The following is a 15,759-nucleotide window of genomic DNA, read 5'->3' as shown; positions in this document are numbered from 1 at the left end:
GTTAGTCCTCTCGGGCAAATAATGCCTCAATAAAGTCGTCCGCCTTAAACGGACGCAAATCCTCAATACGCTCGCCCACACCGATGTAGCGGATAGGAATGCCGAACTGGTCGGCCACGGAGAAGATCACCCCGCCTTTCGCGGTGCCGTCCAGTTTGGTCAGCGTGATCCCCGTCAGCCCTACCGCTTCATGGAACAGCTTCGCCTGGCTAATGGCGTTCTGCCCGGTGCTGGCGTCGATAGTCAGCATAATTTCATGCGGTGCATCTTCGTCCAGCTTCTTCATGACGCGAACTATTTTCTTCAGCTCTTCCATCAGGTGCGATTTGTTTTGCAAACGCCCTGCGGTGTCGGCAATCAGCACGTCCACGTTGCGCGACTTCGCCGCCTGGATGGCGTCGAAAATCACGGATGCGGAATCTGCGCCGGTGTGCTGGGCAATCACCGGAATGTTGTTGCGCTGGCCCCACACCTGGAGCTGCTCAACCGCTGCCGCACGGAAGGTATCGCCCGCCGCCAGCATCACCGATTTGCCCTGCTGCTCAAACTGGCGCGCCAGCTTGCCGATGGTGGTGGTTTTACCCACGCCGTTAACGCCAACCATCAGAATAACAAATGGCGTTTTGCCTTCAATATTAAGCGGTTCGTCAACTTTTGCGAGAATATCACCCATCTCGTCTTTCAGCAGGCCGTACAGCGCCTCGGCGTCGCGCAGCTGTTTGCGGCTCGCCCCTTCGGTCAGGTTGGCGATGATCTTACGGGTAGTTTCCACGCCCACGTCCGCAATCAGCAGCTGCTCTTCCAGCTCTTCAAACAGATCGTCGTCGATCTTCTTGCCGCGGAAAAGACTGATAAATCCGGAACCTAAGTTTTCTTTGGTTTTGAGCAGGCTGCGCTTCAGGCGCGCGAAGAAACCTTCTTTGGTCGGTTTTTCCTGCTCCTGAACGATCTCTTCTTCGGCCTGCTCTTCCACCGGCACGACGATTACCGCTTCTTCAGCCGCTTCCGCCGCCAGCGCCTGAGCTTCCAGCTCTTCGTCGGTCAGCTCTGGCTCAAGTGCCGCCTCTTCTTCCACCGCCTCAACGATTTCAACGGTTTCCGCTTCGGCCTGCCACTCTTCGGCAGAAACCTCTTCAGCTTTAACCTCTTCAGGCAGCGGCAGCGCTTCGTGTTCGATAGCGGCCTGCGGCGCTTCGGTAAGGGTTTCTACGATAACCGGCTCTGGCTTCTCGCTCTCCTGAACCTGCTCAGTGACCTCAACCACCTCTTCAGCAAAGGATTCAATCTCTTCTTTGCTGTGCGCTGGTTCTTCCGCTTCGACAACCGCAGCGGTTTCGACAGGCGTTTCAGGCTGTGACTGCTCTTCTACAACCTGTTGCTCTTCGGTTTTCTGTTCTGTTTCTTGCTCTTTTTCACCGAAACCCAACCAGGAAAAGAAGCCACGTTTTTTTTGTTTTGCCATCTGCGACTACACTCCTCGCGGCGCTATATACAGGGAAGCTAAAAAAATGATGAAATAGTCTAACACTTTACTTAATTGACATCACCGCCCGCAATCGCAGGGCTATGGTTAACAGAGCTTTCCAGAGATGAAGAAACCCACCCGCGCCCCGGCCGGTCAAATTCGCATTATCGGCGGCCAGTGGCGAGGCCGGAAATTACCGGTGCCGGACAGCCCCGGTTTACGCCCTACAACCGACCGCGTTCGCGAGACGCTGTTTAACTGGCTTGCCCCATCAATGGTAGACGCCCACTGCCTGGACTGCTTCGCCGGAAGCGGTGCCTTAGGGCTGGAAGCGCTGTCTCGCTATGCCGCCAGCACCACGCTGCTGGAGATGGAGCGCGGCGTTGCGCAGACGCTGCAGCAAAATCTGGCGACGCTGAAGGCGACGAACGCGAAAGTGGTCAACACCAATACGCTGAGCTTCCTCGCGCAGCAGGGTACGCCGCATAATGTGGTCTTTGTCGACCCGCCGTTCCGCAAGGGGTTGCTGGAAGAGACGTTATCCCTGCTGGAGCACAATGGCTGGCTGGCGGATGACGCGCTGATTTATGTAGAAAGCGAAGTGGAAAACGGCCTGCCACCCGTTCCCGTTCACTGGGATCTGCACCGCGAGAAGGTCGCAGGCCAGGTGGCTTATCGTCTGTATCACCGTCAGGCACAAGGAGGATCCGATGCCGGTACTGATTAACCTGGGACGCTTGCTGATGCTGGGCGTCTGGGCATTTTTGATTTTGAATCTGGTGCACCCGTTCCCGCGCCCGTTGAACATTTTTGTTAACGTGGCGCTGATTTTCACCTCGTTCATGCACGCCCTGCAGATGGTGATGCTGAAAAACGGCCTGCCGAAAGATGGCCCGCCGATGACCGGCTGGCAGCAGCTGCGGGTGTTTATTTTCGGCGTGTTTGAACTGCTGGTGTGGATGAAGAAGTTTAAGGCGCAGGTGAAGAAGTAAGGTGCGGTGTGATACCCTCACCCTAACCCTCTCCCTGTAGGAGAGGGGACCGATCGCGCATTATTCAGCCCTAAAACCTACAAAACGCGACCCTTTATAGCTCAGCGTGCCTTTCTCTCCCACCGTCAGCTGATGGTACTGCTGCGCCTCCAGGCGGAAGGTCATCTCCAGACCGCCGGTTTCCGGCTTAAAGCTGGCTTCATAGCGCATGCCGGTGCCCGCAGGCGTCACCTGCTGCTGGCGAGAGCGGCGGTCGTTAAGCGGTTTTTCGCGTTTGTTCGCCACCACTACGCGCTTTTGCATCAGCGGCGCGGCGTCGTTGTCCGCCTTTTCGCGGCGCTGCTGCACGAAGCGAAACGAGGCGGCAATGACGATAATCGCCACCACGATAATGAAAAACAGCGGCATCTTGCTCATTGAAAAATCCCATCAGATTATGCGGAATTCAGGATACCTCGCCTGCCCCGGCATTGCCAAACGCCCGCTCGCGTCACTACACTGGATCAGAAACTGATTATTCAGCCTCAACAGTTACAGGGAGTTAATATGCTTTGGTCATTTATCGCTGTCTGTTTTTCCGCATGGCTTTATGTCGATGCGTCCTATCGCGGTCCAGCCTGGCAGCGCTGGTTGTTTAAACCCGTCACGCTGCTGTTGCTTCTGCTGCTCGCCTGGCAGGCTCCGATGTTTAACGCCATCAGCTATCTGGTGCTCGCCGGGCTGTGTGCCTCCCTGATTGGTGATGCCTTAACCCTGCTGCCGCGTCAGCGCCTGCTGTATGCCGTGGGGGCATTTTTCCTCTCGCATCTGCTGTATACCATCTACTTTGCCAGCCAGATGACGCTCTCCTTCTTCTGGCCGCTGCCGCTGGTGCTGCTGGTGATTGGCGCGCTGCTGATTGCGGTGATCTGGTCGCGTCTGGAAGAAATGCGTCTGCCGGTATGCACGTTTATCGCCATGACGCTGGTGATGGTGTGGCTGGCCGGTGAACTGTGGTTCTTCCGCCCGACATCTCAGGCGATGTCCGCGTTCTTCGGCGCGGCGCTGCTGTTAATCGGCAATATCGTCTGGCTGGGCAGCCACTATCGCCGCCGCTTCCGCGCGGATAACGCGATTTCGTCCGCCTGCTACTTTGCCGGGCACTTCCTGATCGTGCGTTCATTGTATATCTAAATAACGCTTGACTCTGGAGTCGACTCCAGAGTGTATGCTGCGGTTAATGAGAAAATTATCATTACCGGAGACTGCCATGTCGACTCCAGAAATTCCCAAAAAAGTCCCACAATTCTCGGCGCTTAAGCTCAGCCCGGTTCCGCCGAAAGACGACTGCTGCTGCGAGGCCGCGTGCGAAACGCAGGTCGACGCGCTGCCTGAAGGCGGCAACCGCTACAGCTGGGTCATCAACGGCATGGACTGCGCGGCCTGCGCCCGCAAAGTGGAAAACGCGGTGAGGCAGGTACCGGGCGTAAACCACGTTCAGGTCCTGTTCGCCACCGAAAAGCTGCTGGTCAGCGCCGAAAAAGACGTCAGCAAGCAGGTTGAAGCCGCCGTCAGCAAGGCGGGCTATACCCTGCGCAGCGAAACGGCACCTGCCGAAAAAAACTCTCCGCTAAAAGAAAACCTGCCGCTTATTACCCTCATCATCATGATGGCCCTGAGCTGGGGTCTGGAGCAGATTAACCACCCGTTCGGCAACCTGGCGTTTATTGCCACTACCCTGGTCGGGCTGTTCCCGATTGCCCGTCAGGCACTGCGCCTGATGAGAAGCGGCAGCTGGTTTGCCATTGAAACGTTGATGAGCGTGGCGGCCATTGGCGCGCTGTTCATTGGCGCGACGGCGGAAGCGGCGATGGTGCTGCTGCTGTTCCTGATCGGCGAACGGCTTGAGGGCTGGGCAGCGAGCCGGGCGCGCAAAGGGGTGAGCGCGCTGATGGCGCTGAAGCCAGAAACCGCCACGCGGGTCAATGAAGGCAAACGTGAAACGGTCGCCATCAACACGCTGCGCCCGGGCGACGTGATAGAAGTCGCCGCGGGCGGGCGTCTGCCTGCCGATGGGGCTCTCGTTACCGCCACCGCGAGCTTTGACGAAAGCGCCCTGACCGGGGAATCCATTCCGGTGGAGCGTGCGGCAGGCGAAAAAGTCCCTGCCGGTGCCACCAGCGTCGACCGCCTGGTGCAGCTCAAAGTCCTGTCCGAGCCGGGCGACAGCGCCATCGACCGCATCCTGAAGCTGATTGAAGAGGCCGAGGAGCGCCGCGCGCCGGTCGAACGCTTTATTGACCGCTTCAGCCGGATTTACACCCCCGCCATCATGCTGGTCGCCCTGCTGGTCACCGTCGTTCCACCGCTGTTCTTCGGCGCGCCGTGGGAGGGCTGGATTTATAAAGGGCTGACCCTGCTGCTGATTGGCTGCCCGTGCGCGCTGGTGATCTCTACGCCCGCGGCGATTACCTCGGGTCTGGCGGCGGCGGCACGTCGCGGGGCGCTGATTAAGGGCGGCGCGGCGCTGGAACAGCTGAGCCAGGTTCAGCACATCGCCTTCGATAAAACCGGCACGCTGACGGTTGGTAAGCCGCAGGTCACCGGCGTCTATCCGCAGGACATCAGTGAGGACGAACTGCTGATCATGGCCGCCGCCGTTGAGCAGGGCTCCACTCACCCGCTGGCGCAGGCGATAGTGCGTGAAGCGCAAAGGCGCGGGCTGGCTATCCCTTCGGCAACCGCCCAACGGGCGCTGGTCGGGTCAGGGATTGAGGCCGTCGTCGACGGCAAAAAAGTGCTGATTGTTGCGGCGGGCGCGTTCTCTCATCCACAGGTTGAGGCGTTAGAGCAGGCCGGGCAGACGGTTGTTACCGTGATGCAGGACGGCGTACCGATGGGCATGCTGGCCCTGCGCGATACCCTGCGTGACGATGCGAGAGATGCCGTCGAGGCGCTGCACAGGCTGGGCGTACAGGGCGTGATCCTCACCGGCGATAACCCGCGCGCGGCGGCTGCGATTGCCGACGAGCTGGGGCTGGCGTTTAAGGCCGGATTACTGCCTGCGGACAAGGTCAGCGCGGTAACTGAACTGAACAGCCGCGCGCCGCTGGCGATGGTCGGTGACGGAATTAACGATGCCCCGGCGATGAAGGCCGCCACCCTCGGTATTGCGATGGGCAGCGGCACCGACGTAGCGCTGGAGACGGCGGATGCGGCGCTGACGCATAACCGTCTGACCGGGCTGGCGCAGATGATAGATCTTGCGCGGGCGACGCGCGCCAATATTCGCCAGAACATCGGCATTGCGCTGGGTCTGAAGGGGATATTTCTCGTCACCACGCTCCTCGGCATGACCGGACTGTGGCTGGCGGTGCTGGCGGATACCGGGGCGACGGTGCTGGTCACGGCTAACGCGTTGAGATTATTACGGCGGAAATAAAAACGCCCGGTAGCGGCTGCGCCTTACCGGGCCAATAACAACTCTGAACCGTAGGCCGGGTAAGGCGCAGCCGCCACCCGGCAAAAAACGGCGTTACTGCATCCCTAACATCCTCGGCAGCCACAATGATATCGCCGGGATATACGTCACCATCCCCAGCACCACCAGTAGGATGCCGTAAAATGGCAGCATCGCCCGCACCACGGTTTCAATCTTCTGCTTACTCACCGCGCTCGCCACAAACAGCACCGATCCGACCGGCGGGGTGATCAGCCCGATCCCCAGGTTAACCATCATGATCATCCCGAAGTGCACCGGGTCGATCCCCAGCGCGTTGGTCACCGGCAGCAGCACCGGCGTCAGGATCAGGATGATCGGCGCCATGTCCATCAGCGTGCCGATCAGCAGCAGCATGATGTTGAGATACATCAGGATCACGTACTTATTATCAGAGAGCGACGTGAAGAACTCGGTGATGCGCATCGGCAGCTGCATGTAGGTCATCACCGCGCCAAACGCCGCGGCAAAGCCGATTAAAATCATCACGATGGTAACGGTTTTCACCGTGCGGCACATCAGCTTCGGCAGTTCGCTCCATTTGTAGTCGCGGTAGATAAACATGGTGACGAAAAACGCCCACAGGCAGGCCACGGCGGCAGATTCGGTGGCGGTAAAAATCCCGGACAAGATCCCGCCGAGGATAATCACCACCGTCATCAGCCCCCACAGGGCATCGAGCATGATTTTCAGCGCCTGTCTGAACGGGATTTTATCCCCCTTCGGGTAGCCGCGTTTGCGGGCGAAGCACAGGCAGAGCACCATCAGGCTCACGCCCAGCAGCAGGCCCGGCAATACGCCCGCGATAAACAGCGTGGCGATGGAGACCGTTCCCCCCGCCGCCAGGGAATAAATCACCGAGTTGTGGCTGGGCGGGATCAGAATCGCCTGCACCGACCCGCTCGCCGTGACCGCCGCCGCGTATTCGCGCGGATAGCCCTTCTTCTCCATCTCCGGGATCATCACGCTGCCGATGGACGCTGTATCCGCCACCGACGAGCCAGAAATCGCGCCGAAGAACGTCGAGGCGACGATGTTCACCAGCGACAGCCCGCCGCGGATAAAGCCGACAAACACATAGGCGAAGTTAACCAGCCGTCGGGCAATGCCCCCTTCCGCCATGATCGCTCCGGCGAGGATGAAGAACGGGATCGCCAGCAGGGTAAATTTGTTCACCCCACTGGTGATCTGGATCATCAGCGCCTCCAGCGGTAAATCAATCCACAGCGCACCTGCCACGGCGCTCAGCCCCACGGCGAAGGCCACCGGCATCCCCAGCGCCAGCAAAATGGCGAGGGTGAATAACAAAACAAAAGCATCCATTGTTCACCCCTTAACTGTGATTGCCGATCAGCACGACCGGACGGTTTTCCTGCGCGCCAAACAGCAGGCGTTCAAGAACGAACAGAATCAAAATCGCCGACCCGATCGGCAGCGGCAGGTAGCTTTCGCCGGAAGTCAGAATCGGGAACTCCGCCACCGGCTGCTCCCAGAGCTCGACGCACAGCCAGTAGCTGTACCAGCACATCAGACCGGAAATCAGCAGCATCAGCAGATCAACCACACGTACACACAACTTTTGCAGCGACGCGGGCAGACGGTCGGTGAGCATATTGACCGCAATGTGCGACCCGGCGCGGTAGCTCACCGCCGCGCCGATGAAGGTGAACGTTACCATGCAGATAATGGCGACGGGCTCCGGCCAGGATTCGCCGCGGTTGAGCACGTAGCGTGAAAAGATGCCGATGGGGATGACAATCGTCATCACCAGCAGCGAGACACCCGCCACCGCCATGGCGAGCAGGTACAGACGGTCCATCCACTTCAGGTAGAGTTCGGACATACGTGCTCCGTATTACTGGACGTCAGCGATGGCTTTCATCAGATCCTGATGCTTGTCGCCATACTGGGCGCGCACCGGCTCTGTGGCCTTGATGAATACCGTCTTATCGATATCGTGGAACTGCACGCCGCCCGCCTTCATTTTCGCCAGCGCCTGGTCGTTATACGCATTCCACAGCTTGCGCTGTTCGAACTGCGCTTCACGGGCCAGGGTCAGGATTTTTTGCTGTTCATCAGCGCTCAGCTTGTCCCATTTCACTTTTGAATAGAGCAGCATTTCCGGGGTGATAAAGTGGCCGCTGAGGGTGTAGTTTTTAGCAACCGGCATGTAGTTGTGGGCGATAAAGGTGGGCGGGTTATTCTCCGCGCCGTCGATCACGCCGGTCTGCATGCCGCTGTAAACCTCGCTAACGCCCATCGCCACCGAGTTCGCCCCCATGTCCTTCAGCGTGGCGAGTGCCACCGGGCTGCCCTGCACGCGGATTTTCTTCCCTTTCAGATCTTCAGGTTTGACTATCGGCTCTTTGGTGATCAGGTTGCGGGTGCCGGAATCCATCCAGCCGAGAAACACCAGGCGGGATTTCGGGTTCGCGGTCAGCTTGTCGCCGATCTGCTTGCCGATATCCCCGTCGATCACTTTATGCATATGATCCTCATCCCGGAAAACGTACGGCAGGGTGAAGACTTCGATATCCGGCAGGATGGCGGCAACCGGCGCCATGGAGACGCGGATCATGTCAATCGCCCCCATCTGCGCCTGCTCAATCATCTGCTTTTCATCCCCCAGCACGCCGCCGGGGAAGACCTTAATCTCCAGCTTGCCGTCGGTTTGTTGTTTGAGTTTTTCACCCATGTGCTGAACCGCGACCACGTTCGGGTAGCCTTCAGGATGCACATCGGCGGCTTTGATGGTTTGGGCAGAAACGGTGCAGGCAAAAGCAGACAGGCACAGCGCGGCCAGTAACGGCTTGAGGGTCGTTTTCATTGAGTCAGCTCCAGGGTAGCGATGTCAGCGTTAAAACAGTGTTTTATTTTTTTACGCTTAGAAAATAGACTAGCCCGGGAGAAGCGTAGGTGAAGCGCCTCACAAAAGCGCGAATTTATGAAACGATGGTTTAAATTTGTGAGGGCGGTAATGCCGGGTAACGATGCGGCCATACCCGGCAGGGCATGACCGCGCGTCAATCAGGAAAAATAGCTCATGACCAGGCCTAAAAACAGCACCAGACCGACATAGTTATTGTTCATAAACGCTTTAAAGCAGGCTTCGCGTTCGCGTTTTGCAATCAGCTTCTGCTGGTAGGCAAACAGCAGCCCTGCTACCAGTATCGACCAGTAAAATTCCCAGTTCAGTCCGTTCAGGCGCGCAATCGCGACCATCAGCGCCAGTACCGCAACCTGCAGAATGCCAATGATAAGTTTGTCCTGGCGTCCAAAGAGAATGGCCGTGGATTTAATGCCAATTTTCAGGTCATCGTCGCGGTCAACCATCGCATATTGCGTGTCATACGCTACGGCCCAGAGGATGTTCGCCAGGAACATCAGCCAGCAGCTAAGCGGTAAGGACTCACTAACTGCCGCAAACGCCATCGGAATCGACCAGCCAAACGCCGCCCCCAGCACCACCTGAGGCAGATGGGTGTAGCGCTTCATAAAGGGATAAACCCAGGCCAGTGCGAGCGCCGCGACGGACAGCAGAATCGTCATGGTGTTCAGGGTTAATACCAGCAGGAAAGAGAGCAGCACCAGAACGATGAACAGTACGCGTGCTTCTTTCCCGGTCACCTGGCCGCTGGGTAGCGGGCGGTTGGCAGTGCGCTTTACGTGGCCGTCAAATTTACGATCGGCATAGTCATTCACCACGCAACCCGCCGCGCGCATCAGCCAGACGCCGGCAACGAATACGCCCAGGATCCACAGCGGCGGCATGCCCGGCGTGGCCACCCACAGCGCCCATAAGGTCGGCCACAGCAGCAGCAACGCGCCAATGGGTTTATCGGTACGCATTAAGCGGTGATACGCCAACAGCTTATTCTGCGTCAGGGTCCACTCCATTTTTTCTTCCTCTTAGTACAACGGTGATGCCGGTAAAAATAGCTCCGTCAGGATTAACGGCTTACCGCTCAGGCGAAGGCGGGAACGGCGCCCCCACAGTTCGGCATCACGCCCAATTTCAATGAAATCCCTGGTCAGCTCAGATGAGGTGAAAAGATAACGTCCCAGCGGCGTTTTCCCCAGCCGCTGCAGCGCCAGCTCAGGCCCGGATAGGGTAGATTCGGGCACCACCGTCCGCCCGGCAAGCCAGGGTTCGCCATCGGCACAGAGCAAAATTTCACGCAGCCAGTAGCGTTCCTCTTGCGGCAACAGCGGCAGCTCGCTGGCGATCTCATCGCCGGAGACAAACCCTTCCTGTATCAGGGTTACCGTGACCGTTTTACCCTGTTGCTCAAAACGTTTTGTCATGGAATCTTCCAGCAGCAACCAGTCCAGCTGCTGCGGATCAAGCGCAGGTATTTGGTCGAAATAGCGCAGCGCACGCAGTTGCGTTAGCGCGGGGTGTGACATGCCAGACTCTCCGATACATAACGTAATGGCATTGTATCGCAGAAACGGGCAATGAGGGGGGGCCAAACGTTATTTAACGATCACTATCGCAACATGGGCGCAACAGCCTGGCGAATACGAAAAAAAGTGCGCCCACTCAGGCGCACTAAACTACTAACAAATCAGCACTGTGGGGAACAGTTACCCCTTGCCTTTTACACTGCTGATAAAGGTGGAACGGGCAGTGGTTGAACCTAAACGTTCGGCTTCATCAAGCAGTTTCAGCGCTTTATCGACATCGCCGCGCTTCACCGCCTGCTTAATGGCGTTGTTGAAGTACTCTTCGGTGTCGTTCAGTACGGGCTCGGCTTTCTTCGCCGGGACTGGCGCTGCGGCTGGCGCTGCGGCTGGCGCTGCGGCAACTGGCGCGGCATAGGCTGGAGCGGCGGTATTACCGACGGTGACCGGCCCCGGACCAGACGAACCAAACAGCGGGCCAACCAGCACGCTGGAAGCGCTATTGGTGGAGACTTTTAACTTCACCAGACCGTCCGTTGCGTGGCGGGCAATCGGGTCGGGAATATCGGGCACCGCATTGCCGGTACCTTTTGCATACGCTTTTGCCGGATCCACTAACCTGGTGGTTTGCTGCAAATCTTTATCGGTGGTGAATACCAGCACGTAGATTTTTTGCTGACCCAGCGCTGGCGTCAGACGCATCACGCCCTGAAGCCGGTCCGCGCTCATCACGCCGGGCTCCTGATAGGTAAAATACTCGCTCGGGAAGAAGGCAGATGGCGTCATGTTCTGGTCGAGGATCAGCACGTTCGGCGCAAATACGCTGGTCTGCTTATTCACTTCACTGGTCAGCGTCAGGGTCAGCTCGCCAATATTGGCCGGAACGCTGTAGGCAGCAACCGGGCCGGAAATGCCGGGCACATTCAGCTGTTGCCCGCCCGTGGAAAGCTGTGTGGACTGCGTTTTGGATTGATCAACCGGTGTCCAAGTCAGCTGCTGCAGCGCTGCCGTCGGAACGGAAGGCGCCGTGGATGTATTCTGAGGAACAAAATTCACTTCTGCGAACGTTAGCGCCGGCACGCTGGCCAGCAGCCCCGCAGAGAGGTACAGCGCGACGAGACTTTTCTTCATTTTCATTGTTATTACCTCTGATAGCATCAGCTCTGCGGTGGCCAGGCAATAGCGCGCAGGGCCCTAAGGAGAGAGGGGCTTACGCCCCTCTTTCAGGTCATTACGTCAGGTCTTGCGAATTACCACCAGATTTCCATCTGGGCACCGAAGCTCCACTCGTCAGTGTCGCCGCGGCCAAGGCCTGCAGTCTGCATACCGAAGTTGGAGTTATAGTTGGAACTCGTAGAGATCGGGCTACCGGAAGTGTCATAACCCCACTTCTCATCCCACTTGGCGTAGGTTGCGAAGACACGGATTGCAGGACGAGACCAGATGCTGTCGCCAGCCTGCCACTGTTGTGCCAGGGTGATTTTGTACTGGTTGTTGGTTTCGTCAGTTTTCTGAGATTTGACGTTGTCGTAGCCTACTTCCAGCAGGGTGCTCATGATTGGCGTCCATTTGTACATAGGACGCACGCCGACGGTCCACCACTTGGTGCCGTTGTTGTTATCCCAGTCGATATCCTGATACATACCGACGTACATCAGGTCCCAGCTGTCGCCCAGGGAGATTGCACCGTGGTCAAGGATACGCAGCAGGCTACCGTTGTTGTTGATGCCGTATCCGTACAGTTTGCCATCGGAATCGTCATTGCCAAGACCAATGCCCGCGCCCTGGTTCAGACCTTTACCCTGGGAGGTCATAGAGTCCGTTGCGTACTGAACAACGAACTTGTTGAAGCCCTTCAGCATGCTCTGGGTATGTTCTGCGGTGAACATCCAGCCATCTTTCGAAGCTTTTGGCTGCAGGTAGTAATCATCGTTAACGTTGGTGTGACCGTAGTCAACGCCCAGCTCCAGCGTACCGCCCGGGTTGACTTCCATCTGCGCTAAACGCACGTCAAACACGTCGTTCGCGGTGTCGGTGGTGTAGTCACGGATGTTGTTGCTGGCGAAGGTAGAAGAACCGCCAGCTTCAGTGGAGCGGCTGGCTGCCAGAGAGAGTTTACCGAAGCCCAGGTCGATGTTTTCGATACCCGCACCAGGACCGGAAATGTCCCAGTAGTAGAAGTCGATCATGTGGACGTCATGACGCTGATAGAAGCGCTTACCGGCCCAGATAGTGGAGCCTGGCAGCCACTCGATCAGGTTTTTACCCTGCACGTTGGCTTCACGGAAGGCCGGATCAGTGGCTTCCCAGTCATTCTGCTGCGCAACGGAATACGCGACGTTAGTGTCGAAATAGAAGCTCTTATCGCCCTCTTTCCACACTTCCTGGCCCAGCTTCAATTCCGCATAGGTTTCACATTCGTTACCCAGACGGTATTTACTTTGAGCACCCGTTGCCTGGAAGCACTGCTGGGCACCGCCACTCCCGGTCCAGCCAATGCCGGAACGAGCATAACCTTTAAAGTCCACGGCGCCAGCCTGGGCAGACAGGATGCCTGCCGCAATGGCGACCGCCAGAGGGACTTGTTTGCGCAGAGTAATCATCATTCTATCTCCTGAGATCATTGCTTTTCTTTGAACACTTCACCTGTCGGTTTCGTGTCTTCTTTTGGGATTGCTTAAACGCCTGGCTCTTTATGCAACCGACGACATGCAGTGCCATCCTCACGGAACAGATGGCAGCGCTCTGGCGGCAAGCCGATAGCGAATGTGGCACCCTCTTCTACCAACACCACGTCATTCTGGCGGTAGACCAGGTTCTGACGGATGGCGGGGATCTGGATATGAATCTGTGTTTCGTGACCAAGCTGTTCGACGACCTGAACTTCACCTTCCAGCGTCACATCCGCAATGTGGCTTGGCAGTAGATGCTCAGGACGGATACCGAGGGACATATTTGCCCCGACCTGTACGTTGGCGCTGTCGACCGGCAGCCAGACCTGCTGGCGGTTTGGCAGCTCCACCTGTACCTGTTCAATGGCTGTCGCCGTCACTTTGACGGGCAGGAAGTTCATCTTTGGCGAGCCAATGAAGCCCGCAACAAAGCGGTCTGCCGGGTAGTGATACAGCTCCAGCGGTTTGCCCACCTGCGCCACGCGACCGGCGTCCAGCACCACAATTTTGTCGGCGAGGGTCATCGCTTCGACCTGATCGTGGGTGACGTAAATCATCGTGCGGCCAAGGCGCTTGTGCAGACGGGAGATTTCAATACGCATCTGGACGCGCAGGGCGGCATCCAGGTTAGAGAGAGGTTCATCAAGCAGGAACACGCGCGGCTCGGCCACCAGCGTACGGCCAATCGCCACGCGCTGACGCTGACCGCCGGAAAGCGCTTTCGGTTTACGCTCCAGCAGGTGCGCCAGCTGCAACACTTCAGCCACCTGCGTGACGCGCTGGTTAATGACCTCTTTTTTTGCCCCGGCCAGTTTCAGGCCAAAAGACATGTTCTCGGCAACGGAAAGATGGGGATAAAGTGCATAAGACTGGAACACCATGCCTACGCCACGTTCGGCAGGCGGGATGTCATTCATTCGGGTATCACCGATCAGCAGGTCGCCGCTGGTGATAGTTTCAAGACCGGCAATCATACGCAGCAGAGTTGATTTACCACAGCCTGATGGGCCGACAAACACCACAAACTCGCCTTCAGTGATGTCCAGATTGATGTCTTTCGACACCACTACGTCGCCCCAGGCTTTCGTTACATTACGCAGCTGTACGCTCGCCATGCCCTTCTCCCTTCGTTACAACCTGTCACCGACAGAAACATTCAAGATAAGTTCACTATGGGGTATCCATTACTTTCGTGAATCCTCCACCCCCCGCCTTTTTTATGGGGGAGGAGGCGGGAGGATGAGAGAACAGGCTCTGCGACCGCAGCCGGGGGGCTGAGGCGAAATTCGTGAAGCCGCCTGCAAAATTCGGTGGGTTTTTATGTGCGCCAGCACTCATAACTTAAATTTATGCAACGGAGATCACACAAACGGGGGGTGGGGCGTAGGGGTTGGGAGGATGGAAAGAGGATGTCAAATAAGGAGACTGAGTCACGTTGAACCACCTTATGTATCCACGAGCACATCACCAAAAAGGATGGCAGATATGAATATCAAGACTGGCGCACGCGTTTTCGCATTGTCCGCCCTTGCAGCAATGATGGTTTCCGCCCCAGCGCTCGCCAAAATTGAAGAAGGCAAGTTGGTTATCTGGATTAACGGCGACAAGGGCTATAACGGCCTGGCCGAAGTGGGCAAAAAATTCGAGAAAGACACCGGTATCAAAGTTACCGTAGAGCACCCGGACAAACTGGAAGAGAAATTCCCGCAGGTTGCGGCAACTGGTGACGGCCCGGACATCATCTTCTGGGCACACGACCGTTTCGGCGGTTACGCGCAGTCTGGCCTGCTGGCTGAAGTCACGCCAGACAAAGCTTTCCAGGACAAACTGTTCCCGTTCACCTGGGACGCCGTTCGCTATAACGGCAAGCTGATCGCCTACCCAATCGCGGTTGAAGCCCTGTCTCTGATTTACAACAAAGACCTGGTGCCAAACCCACCGAAAACCTGGGAAGAGATCCCGAAACTGGATAAAGAGCTGAAGGCGAAAGGTAAATCCGCCCTGATGTTCAACCTGCAAGAGCCGTACTTCACCTGGCCGCTGATTGCTGCCGACGGCGGCTACGCGTTCAAGTTTGAAAACGGCAAATATGACGTGAAAGACGTGGGCGTGGACAACGCGGGCGCGAAAAAAGGCCTGACCTTCCTGGTTGACCTGATTAAGAACAAACACATGAACGCGGATACCGACTACTCCATCGCGGAAGCGGCGTTCAACAAAGGCGAAACCGCGATGACCATCAACGGTCCGTGGGCCTGGACCAATATCGACAAGAGCAAAATCAACTACGGCGTGACCCTGCTGCCAACCTTCAACGGCAAGCCGTCTAAACCGTTCGTGGGCGTGCTGAGCGCGGGCATCAACGCCGCCAGCCCGAACAAAGAGCTGGCGAAAGAGTTCCTGGAAAACTACCTGCTGACCGATCAGGGTCTGGGTGAAGTGAACAAGGACAAACCGCTGGGCGCCGTGGCGCTGAAATCCTTCCAGGATCAGCTGGCAAAAGATCCACGCATCGCGGCAACCATGGATAACGCTCAGAAAGGCGAAATCATGCCGAACATCCCACAGATGGCCGCGTTCTGGTACGCCACCCGTACCGCCGTCATCAACGCTGCAAGCGGTCGCCAGACTGTCGATGCCGCGCTGAAGGATGCTCAGGGTCGTATTACTAAGTAAGAAGAAAAACGGCGGGTGGCGCGTGCGCTTACCCGCCCTACGACTACGGCACGATCCGTAGGTCAGGTAAGC

Annotated in this window: 15 protein-coding genes; 5 read left to right on the top strand and 10 right to left on the bottom strand. The window is 57.4% G+C overall.

Annotated elements, in window-relative coordinates:
• Window position 1: 1 nt before the first annotated feature.
• Entirely contained in the window at window positions 2-1,462 is a 1,461-nt protein-coding gene (gene ftsY, locus ACMGGH_RS06825) for a signal recognition particle-docking protein FtsY (protein ID WP_232949033.1), read from the bottom strand.
• 127 nt (window positions 1,463-1,589) lie between these two features.
• Between ftsY and rsmD the strand changes: the two genes are divergently transcribed.
• Window positions 1,590-2,192, top strand: a complete 603-nt coding sequence (rsmD, locus tag ACMGGH_RS06820; RefSeq protein ID WP_232949032.1) for a 16S rRNA (guanine(966)-N(2))-methyltransferase — start codon at window positions 1,590-1,592, stop codon at window positions 2,190-2,192.
• Window positions 2,176-2,457, top strand: coding sequence for a DUF1145 family protein (locus ACMGGH_RS06815; RefSeq protein ID WP_014882110.1), 282 nt, complete (start codon window positions 2,176-2,178; stop codon window positions 2,455-2,457). The genes rsmD and ACMGGH_RS06815 overlap by 17 nt, the downstream gene beginning before the upstream one ends.
• 60 nt (window positions 2,458-2,517) lie before the next feature.
• On the opposite strand, the gene ACMGGH_RS06810 is transcribed toward ACMGGH_RS06815, so the two are convergent.
• The gene (locus ACMGGH_RS06810) at window positions 2,518-2,874 is read right to left on the bottom strand and encodes a DUF2500 domain-containing protein (protein WP_028015139.1); all 357 of its coding nucleotides are present in this window, start codon (window positions 2,872-2,874) and stop codon (window positions 2,518-2,520) included.
• 129 nt (window positions 2,875-3,003) lie between these two features.
• Between ACMGGH_RS06810 and ACMGGH_RS06805 the strand changes: the two genes are divergently transcribed.
• Complete coding sequence (locus ACMGGH_RS06805) at window positions 3,004-3,630, top strand: lysoplasmalogenase (protein WP_028015138.1); 627 nt, start codon at window positions 3,004-3,006, stop codon at window positions 3,628-3,630.
• A gap of 76 nt (window positions 3,631-3,706) precedes the next feature.
• A complete protein-coding gene (gene zntA, locus ACMGGH_RS06800; protein WP_232949030.1) occupies window positions 3,707-5,878 on the top strand; it encodes a Zn(II)/Cd(II)/Pb(II) translocating P-type ATPase ZntA in 2,172 nt (723 codons plus the stop codon).
• Window positions 5,879-5,971: 93 nt separating this feature from the next.
• Here the strand turns inward: zntA and ACMGGH_RS06795 are convergent, their stop codons facing one another.
• From ACMGGH_RS06795 to malK, 8 genes are all read right to left on the bottom strand, one after another.
• A complete protein-coding gene (locus ACMGGH_RS06795; protein WP_045260960.1) occupies window positions 5,972-7,258 on the bottom strand; it encodes a TRAP transporter large permease in 1,287 nt (428 codons plus the stop codon).
• Window positions 7,259-7,268: 10 nt separating this feature from the next.
• On the bottom strand, window positions 7,269-7,778 hold the full coding sequence (locus tag ACMGGH_RS06790; RefSeq protein WP_045260961.1) for a TRAP transporter small permease: 510 nt from the start codon (window positions 7,776-7,778) through the stop codon (window positions 7,269-7,271).
• Between the two features lie 12 nt (window positions 7,779-7,790).
• Window positions 7,791-8,762, bottom strand: coding sequence for a TRAP transporter substrate-binding protein (locus ACMGGH_RS06785; RefSeq protein ID WP_041911564.1), 972 nt, complete (start codon window positions 8,760-8,762; stop codon window positions 7,791-7,793).
• A gap of 200 nt (window positions 8,763-8,962) precedes the next feature.
• Complete coding sequence (ubiA, locus tag ACMGGH_RS06780) at window positions 8,963-9,832, bottom strand: 4-hydroxybenzoate octaprenyltransferase (RefSeq protein WP_028015133.1); 870 nt, start codon at window positions 9,830-9,832, stop codon at window positions 8,963-8,965.
• A gap of 12 nt (window positions 9,833-9,844) precedes the next feature.
• Window positions 9,845-10,342 (bottom strand): chorismate lyase, encoded by a 498-nt coding sequence (gene ubiC / locus ACMGGH_RS06775; protein ID WP_014882105.1) that lies wholly within the window; start codon window positions 10,340-10,342, stop codon window positions 9,845-9,847.
• Between the two features lie 180 nt (window positions 10,343-10,522).
• On the bottom strand, window positions 10,523-11,476 hold the full coding sequence (gene malM, locus ACMGGH_RS06770) for a maltose operon protein MalM (protein WP_232949029.1): 954 nt from the start codon (window positions 11,474-11,476) through the stop codon (window positions 10,523-10,525).
• A gap of 113 nt (window positions 11,477-11,589) precedes the next feature.
• On the bottom strand, window positions 11,590-12,945 hold the full coding sequence (locus ACMGGH_RS06765; protein ID WP_047366843.1) for a maltoporin: 1,356 nt from the start codon (window positions 12,943-12,945) through the stop codon (window positions 11,590-11,592).
• A 71-nt stretch (window positions 12,946-13,016) separates the two neighbouring features.
• Window positions 13,017-14,126, bottom strand: coding sequence for a maltose/maltodextrin ABC transporter ATP-binding protein MalK (gene malK, locus ACMGGH_RS06760; protein ID WP_028015130.1), 1,110 nt, complete (start codon window positions 14,124-14,126; stop codon window positions 13,017-13,019).
• 370 nt (window positions 14,127-14,496) lie between these two features.
• Between malK and malE the strand changes: the two genes are divergently transcribed.
• Window positions 14,497-15,687 carry a maltose/maltodextrin ABC transporter substrate-binding protein MalE gene (malE, locus tag ACMGGH_RS06755; RefSeq protein ID WP_032644952.1) on the top strand — a complete coding sequence of 397 codons (1,191 nt, stop codon included), beginning with the start codon at window positions 14,497-14,499 and terminating at the stop codon, window positions 15,685-15,687.
• Window positions 15,688-15,759 lie beyond the last annotated feature (72 nt).

Source organism: Enterobacter sp. BNK-16 (assembly GCF_048684955.1).
Classification (GTDB): domain Bacteria; phylum Pseudomonadota; class Gammaproteobacteria; order Enterobacterales; family Enterobacteriaceae; genus Enterobacter; species Enterobacter bugandensis.
This window is presented reverse-complemented; position numbering and strand designations above follow the sequence as displayed.

Excerpts from the sequence above, each read along its gene's own strand:
- ftsY (WP_232949033.1), bottom strand. The coding sequence starts at position 1,462 with ATGGCAAAACAAAAAAAACGTGGCTTCTTTTCCTGGTTGGGTTTCGGT.
- rsmD (WP_232949032.1), top strand. The coding sequence starts at position 1,590 with ATGAAGAAACCCACCCGCGCCCCGGCCGGTCAAATTCGCATTATCGGC.
- ACMGGH_RS06815 (WP_014882110.1), top strand. The coding sequence starts at position 2,176 with ATGCCGGTACTGATTAACCTGGGACGCTTGCTGATGCTGGGCGTCTGG.
- ACMGGH_RS06810 (WP_028015139.1), bottom strand. The coding sequence starts at position 2,874 with ATGAGCAAGATGCCGCTGTTTTTCATTATCGTGGTGGCGATTATCGTC.
- ACMGGH_RS06805 (WP_028015138.1), top strand. The coding sequence starts at position 3,004 with ATGCTTTGGTCATTTATCGCTGTCTGTTTTTCCGCATGGCTTTATGTC.
- zntA (WP_232949030.1), top strand. The coding sequence starts at position 3,707 with ATGTCGACTCCAGAAATTCCCAAAAAAGTCCCACAATTCTCGGCGCTT.
- ACMGGH_RS06795 (WP_045260960.1), bottom strand. The coding sequence starts at position 7,258 with ATGGATGCTTTTGTTTTGTTATTCACCCTCGCCATTTTGCTGGCGCTG.
- ACMGGH_RS06790 (WP_045260961.1), bottom strand. The coding sequence starts at position 7,778 with ATGTCCGAACTCTACCTGAAGTGGATGGACCGTCTGTACCTGCTCGCC.
- ACMGGH_RS06785 (WP_041911564.1), bottom strand. The coding sequence starts at position 8,762 with ATGAAAACGACCCTCAAGCCGTTACTGGCCGCGCTGTGCCTGTCTGCT.
- ubiA (WP_028015133.1), bottom strand. The coding sequence starts at position 9,832 with ATGGAGTGGACCCTGACGCAGAATAAGCTGTTGGCGTATCACCGCTTA.
- ubiC (WP_014882105.1), bottom strand. The coding sequence starts at position 10,342 with ATGTCACACCCCGCGCTAACGCAACTGCGTGCGCTGCGCTATTTCGAC.
- malM (WP_232949029.1), bottom strand. The coding sequence starts at position 11,476 with ATGAAAATGAAGAAAAGTCTCGTCGCGCTGTACCTCTCTGCGGGGCTG.
- ACMGGH_RS06765 (WP_047366843.1), bottom strand. The coding sequence starts at position 12,945 with ATGATGATTACTCTGCGCAAACAAGTCCCTCTGGCGGTCGCCATTGCG.
- malK (WP_028015130.1), bottom strand. The coding sequence starts at position 14,126 with ATGGCGAGCGTACAGCTGCGTAATGTAACGAAAGCCTGGGGCGACGTA.
- malE (WP_032644952.1), top strand. The coding sequence starts at position 14,497 with ATGAATATCAAGACTGGCGCACGCGTTTTCGCATTGTCCGCCCTTGCA.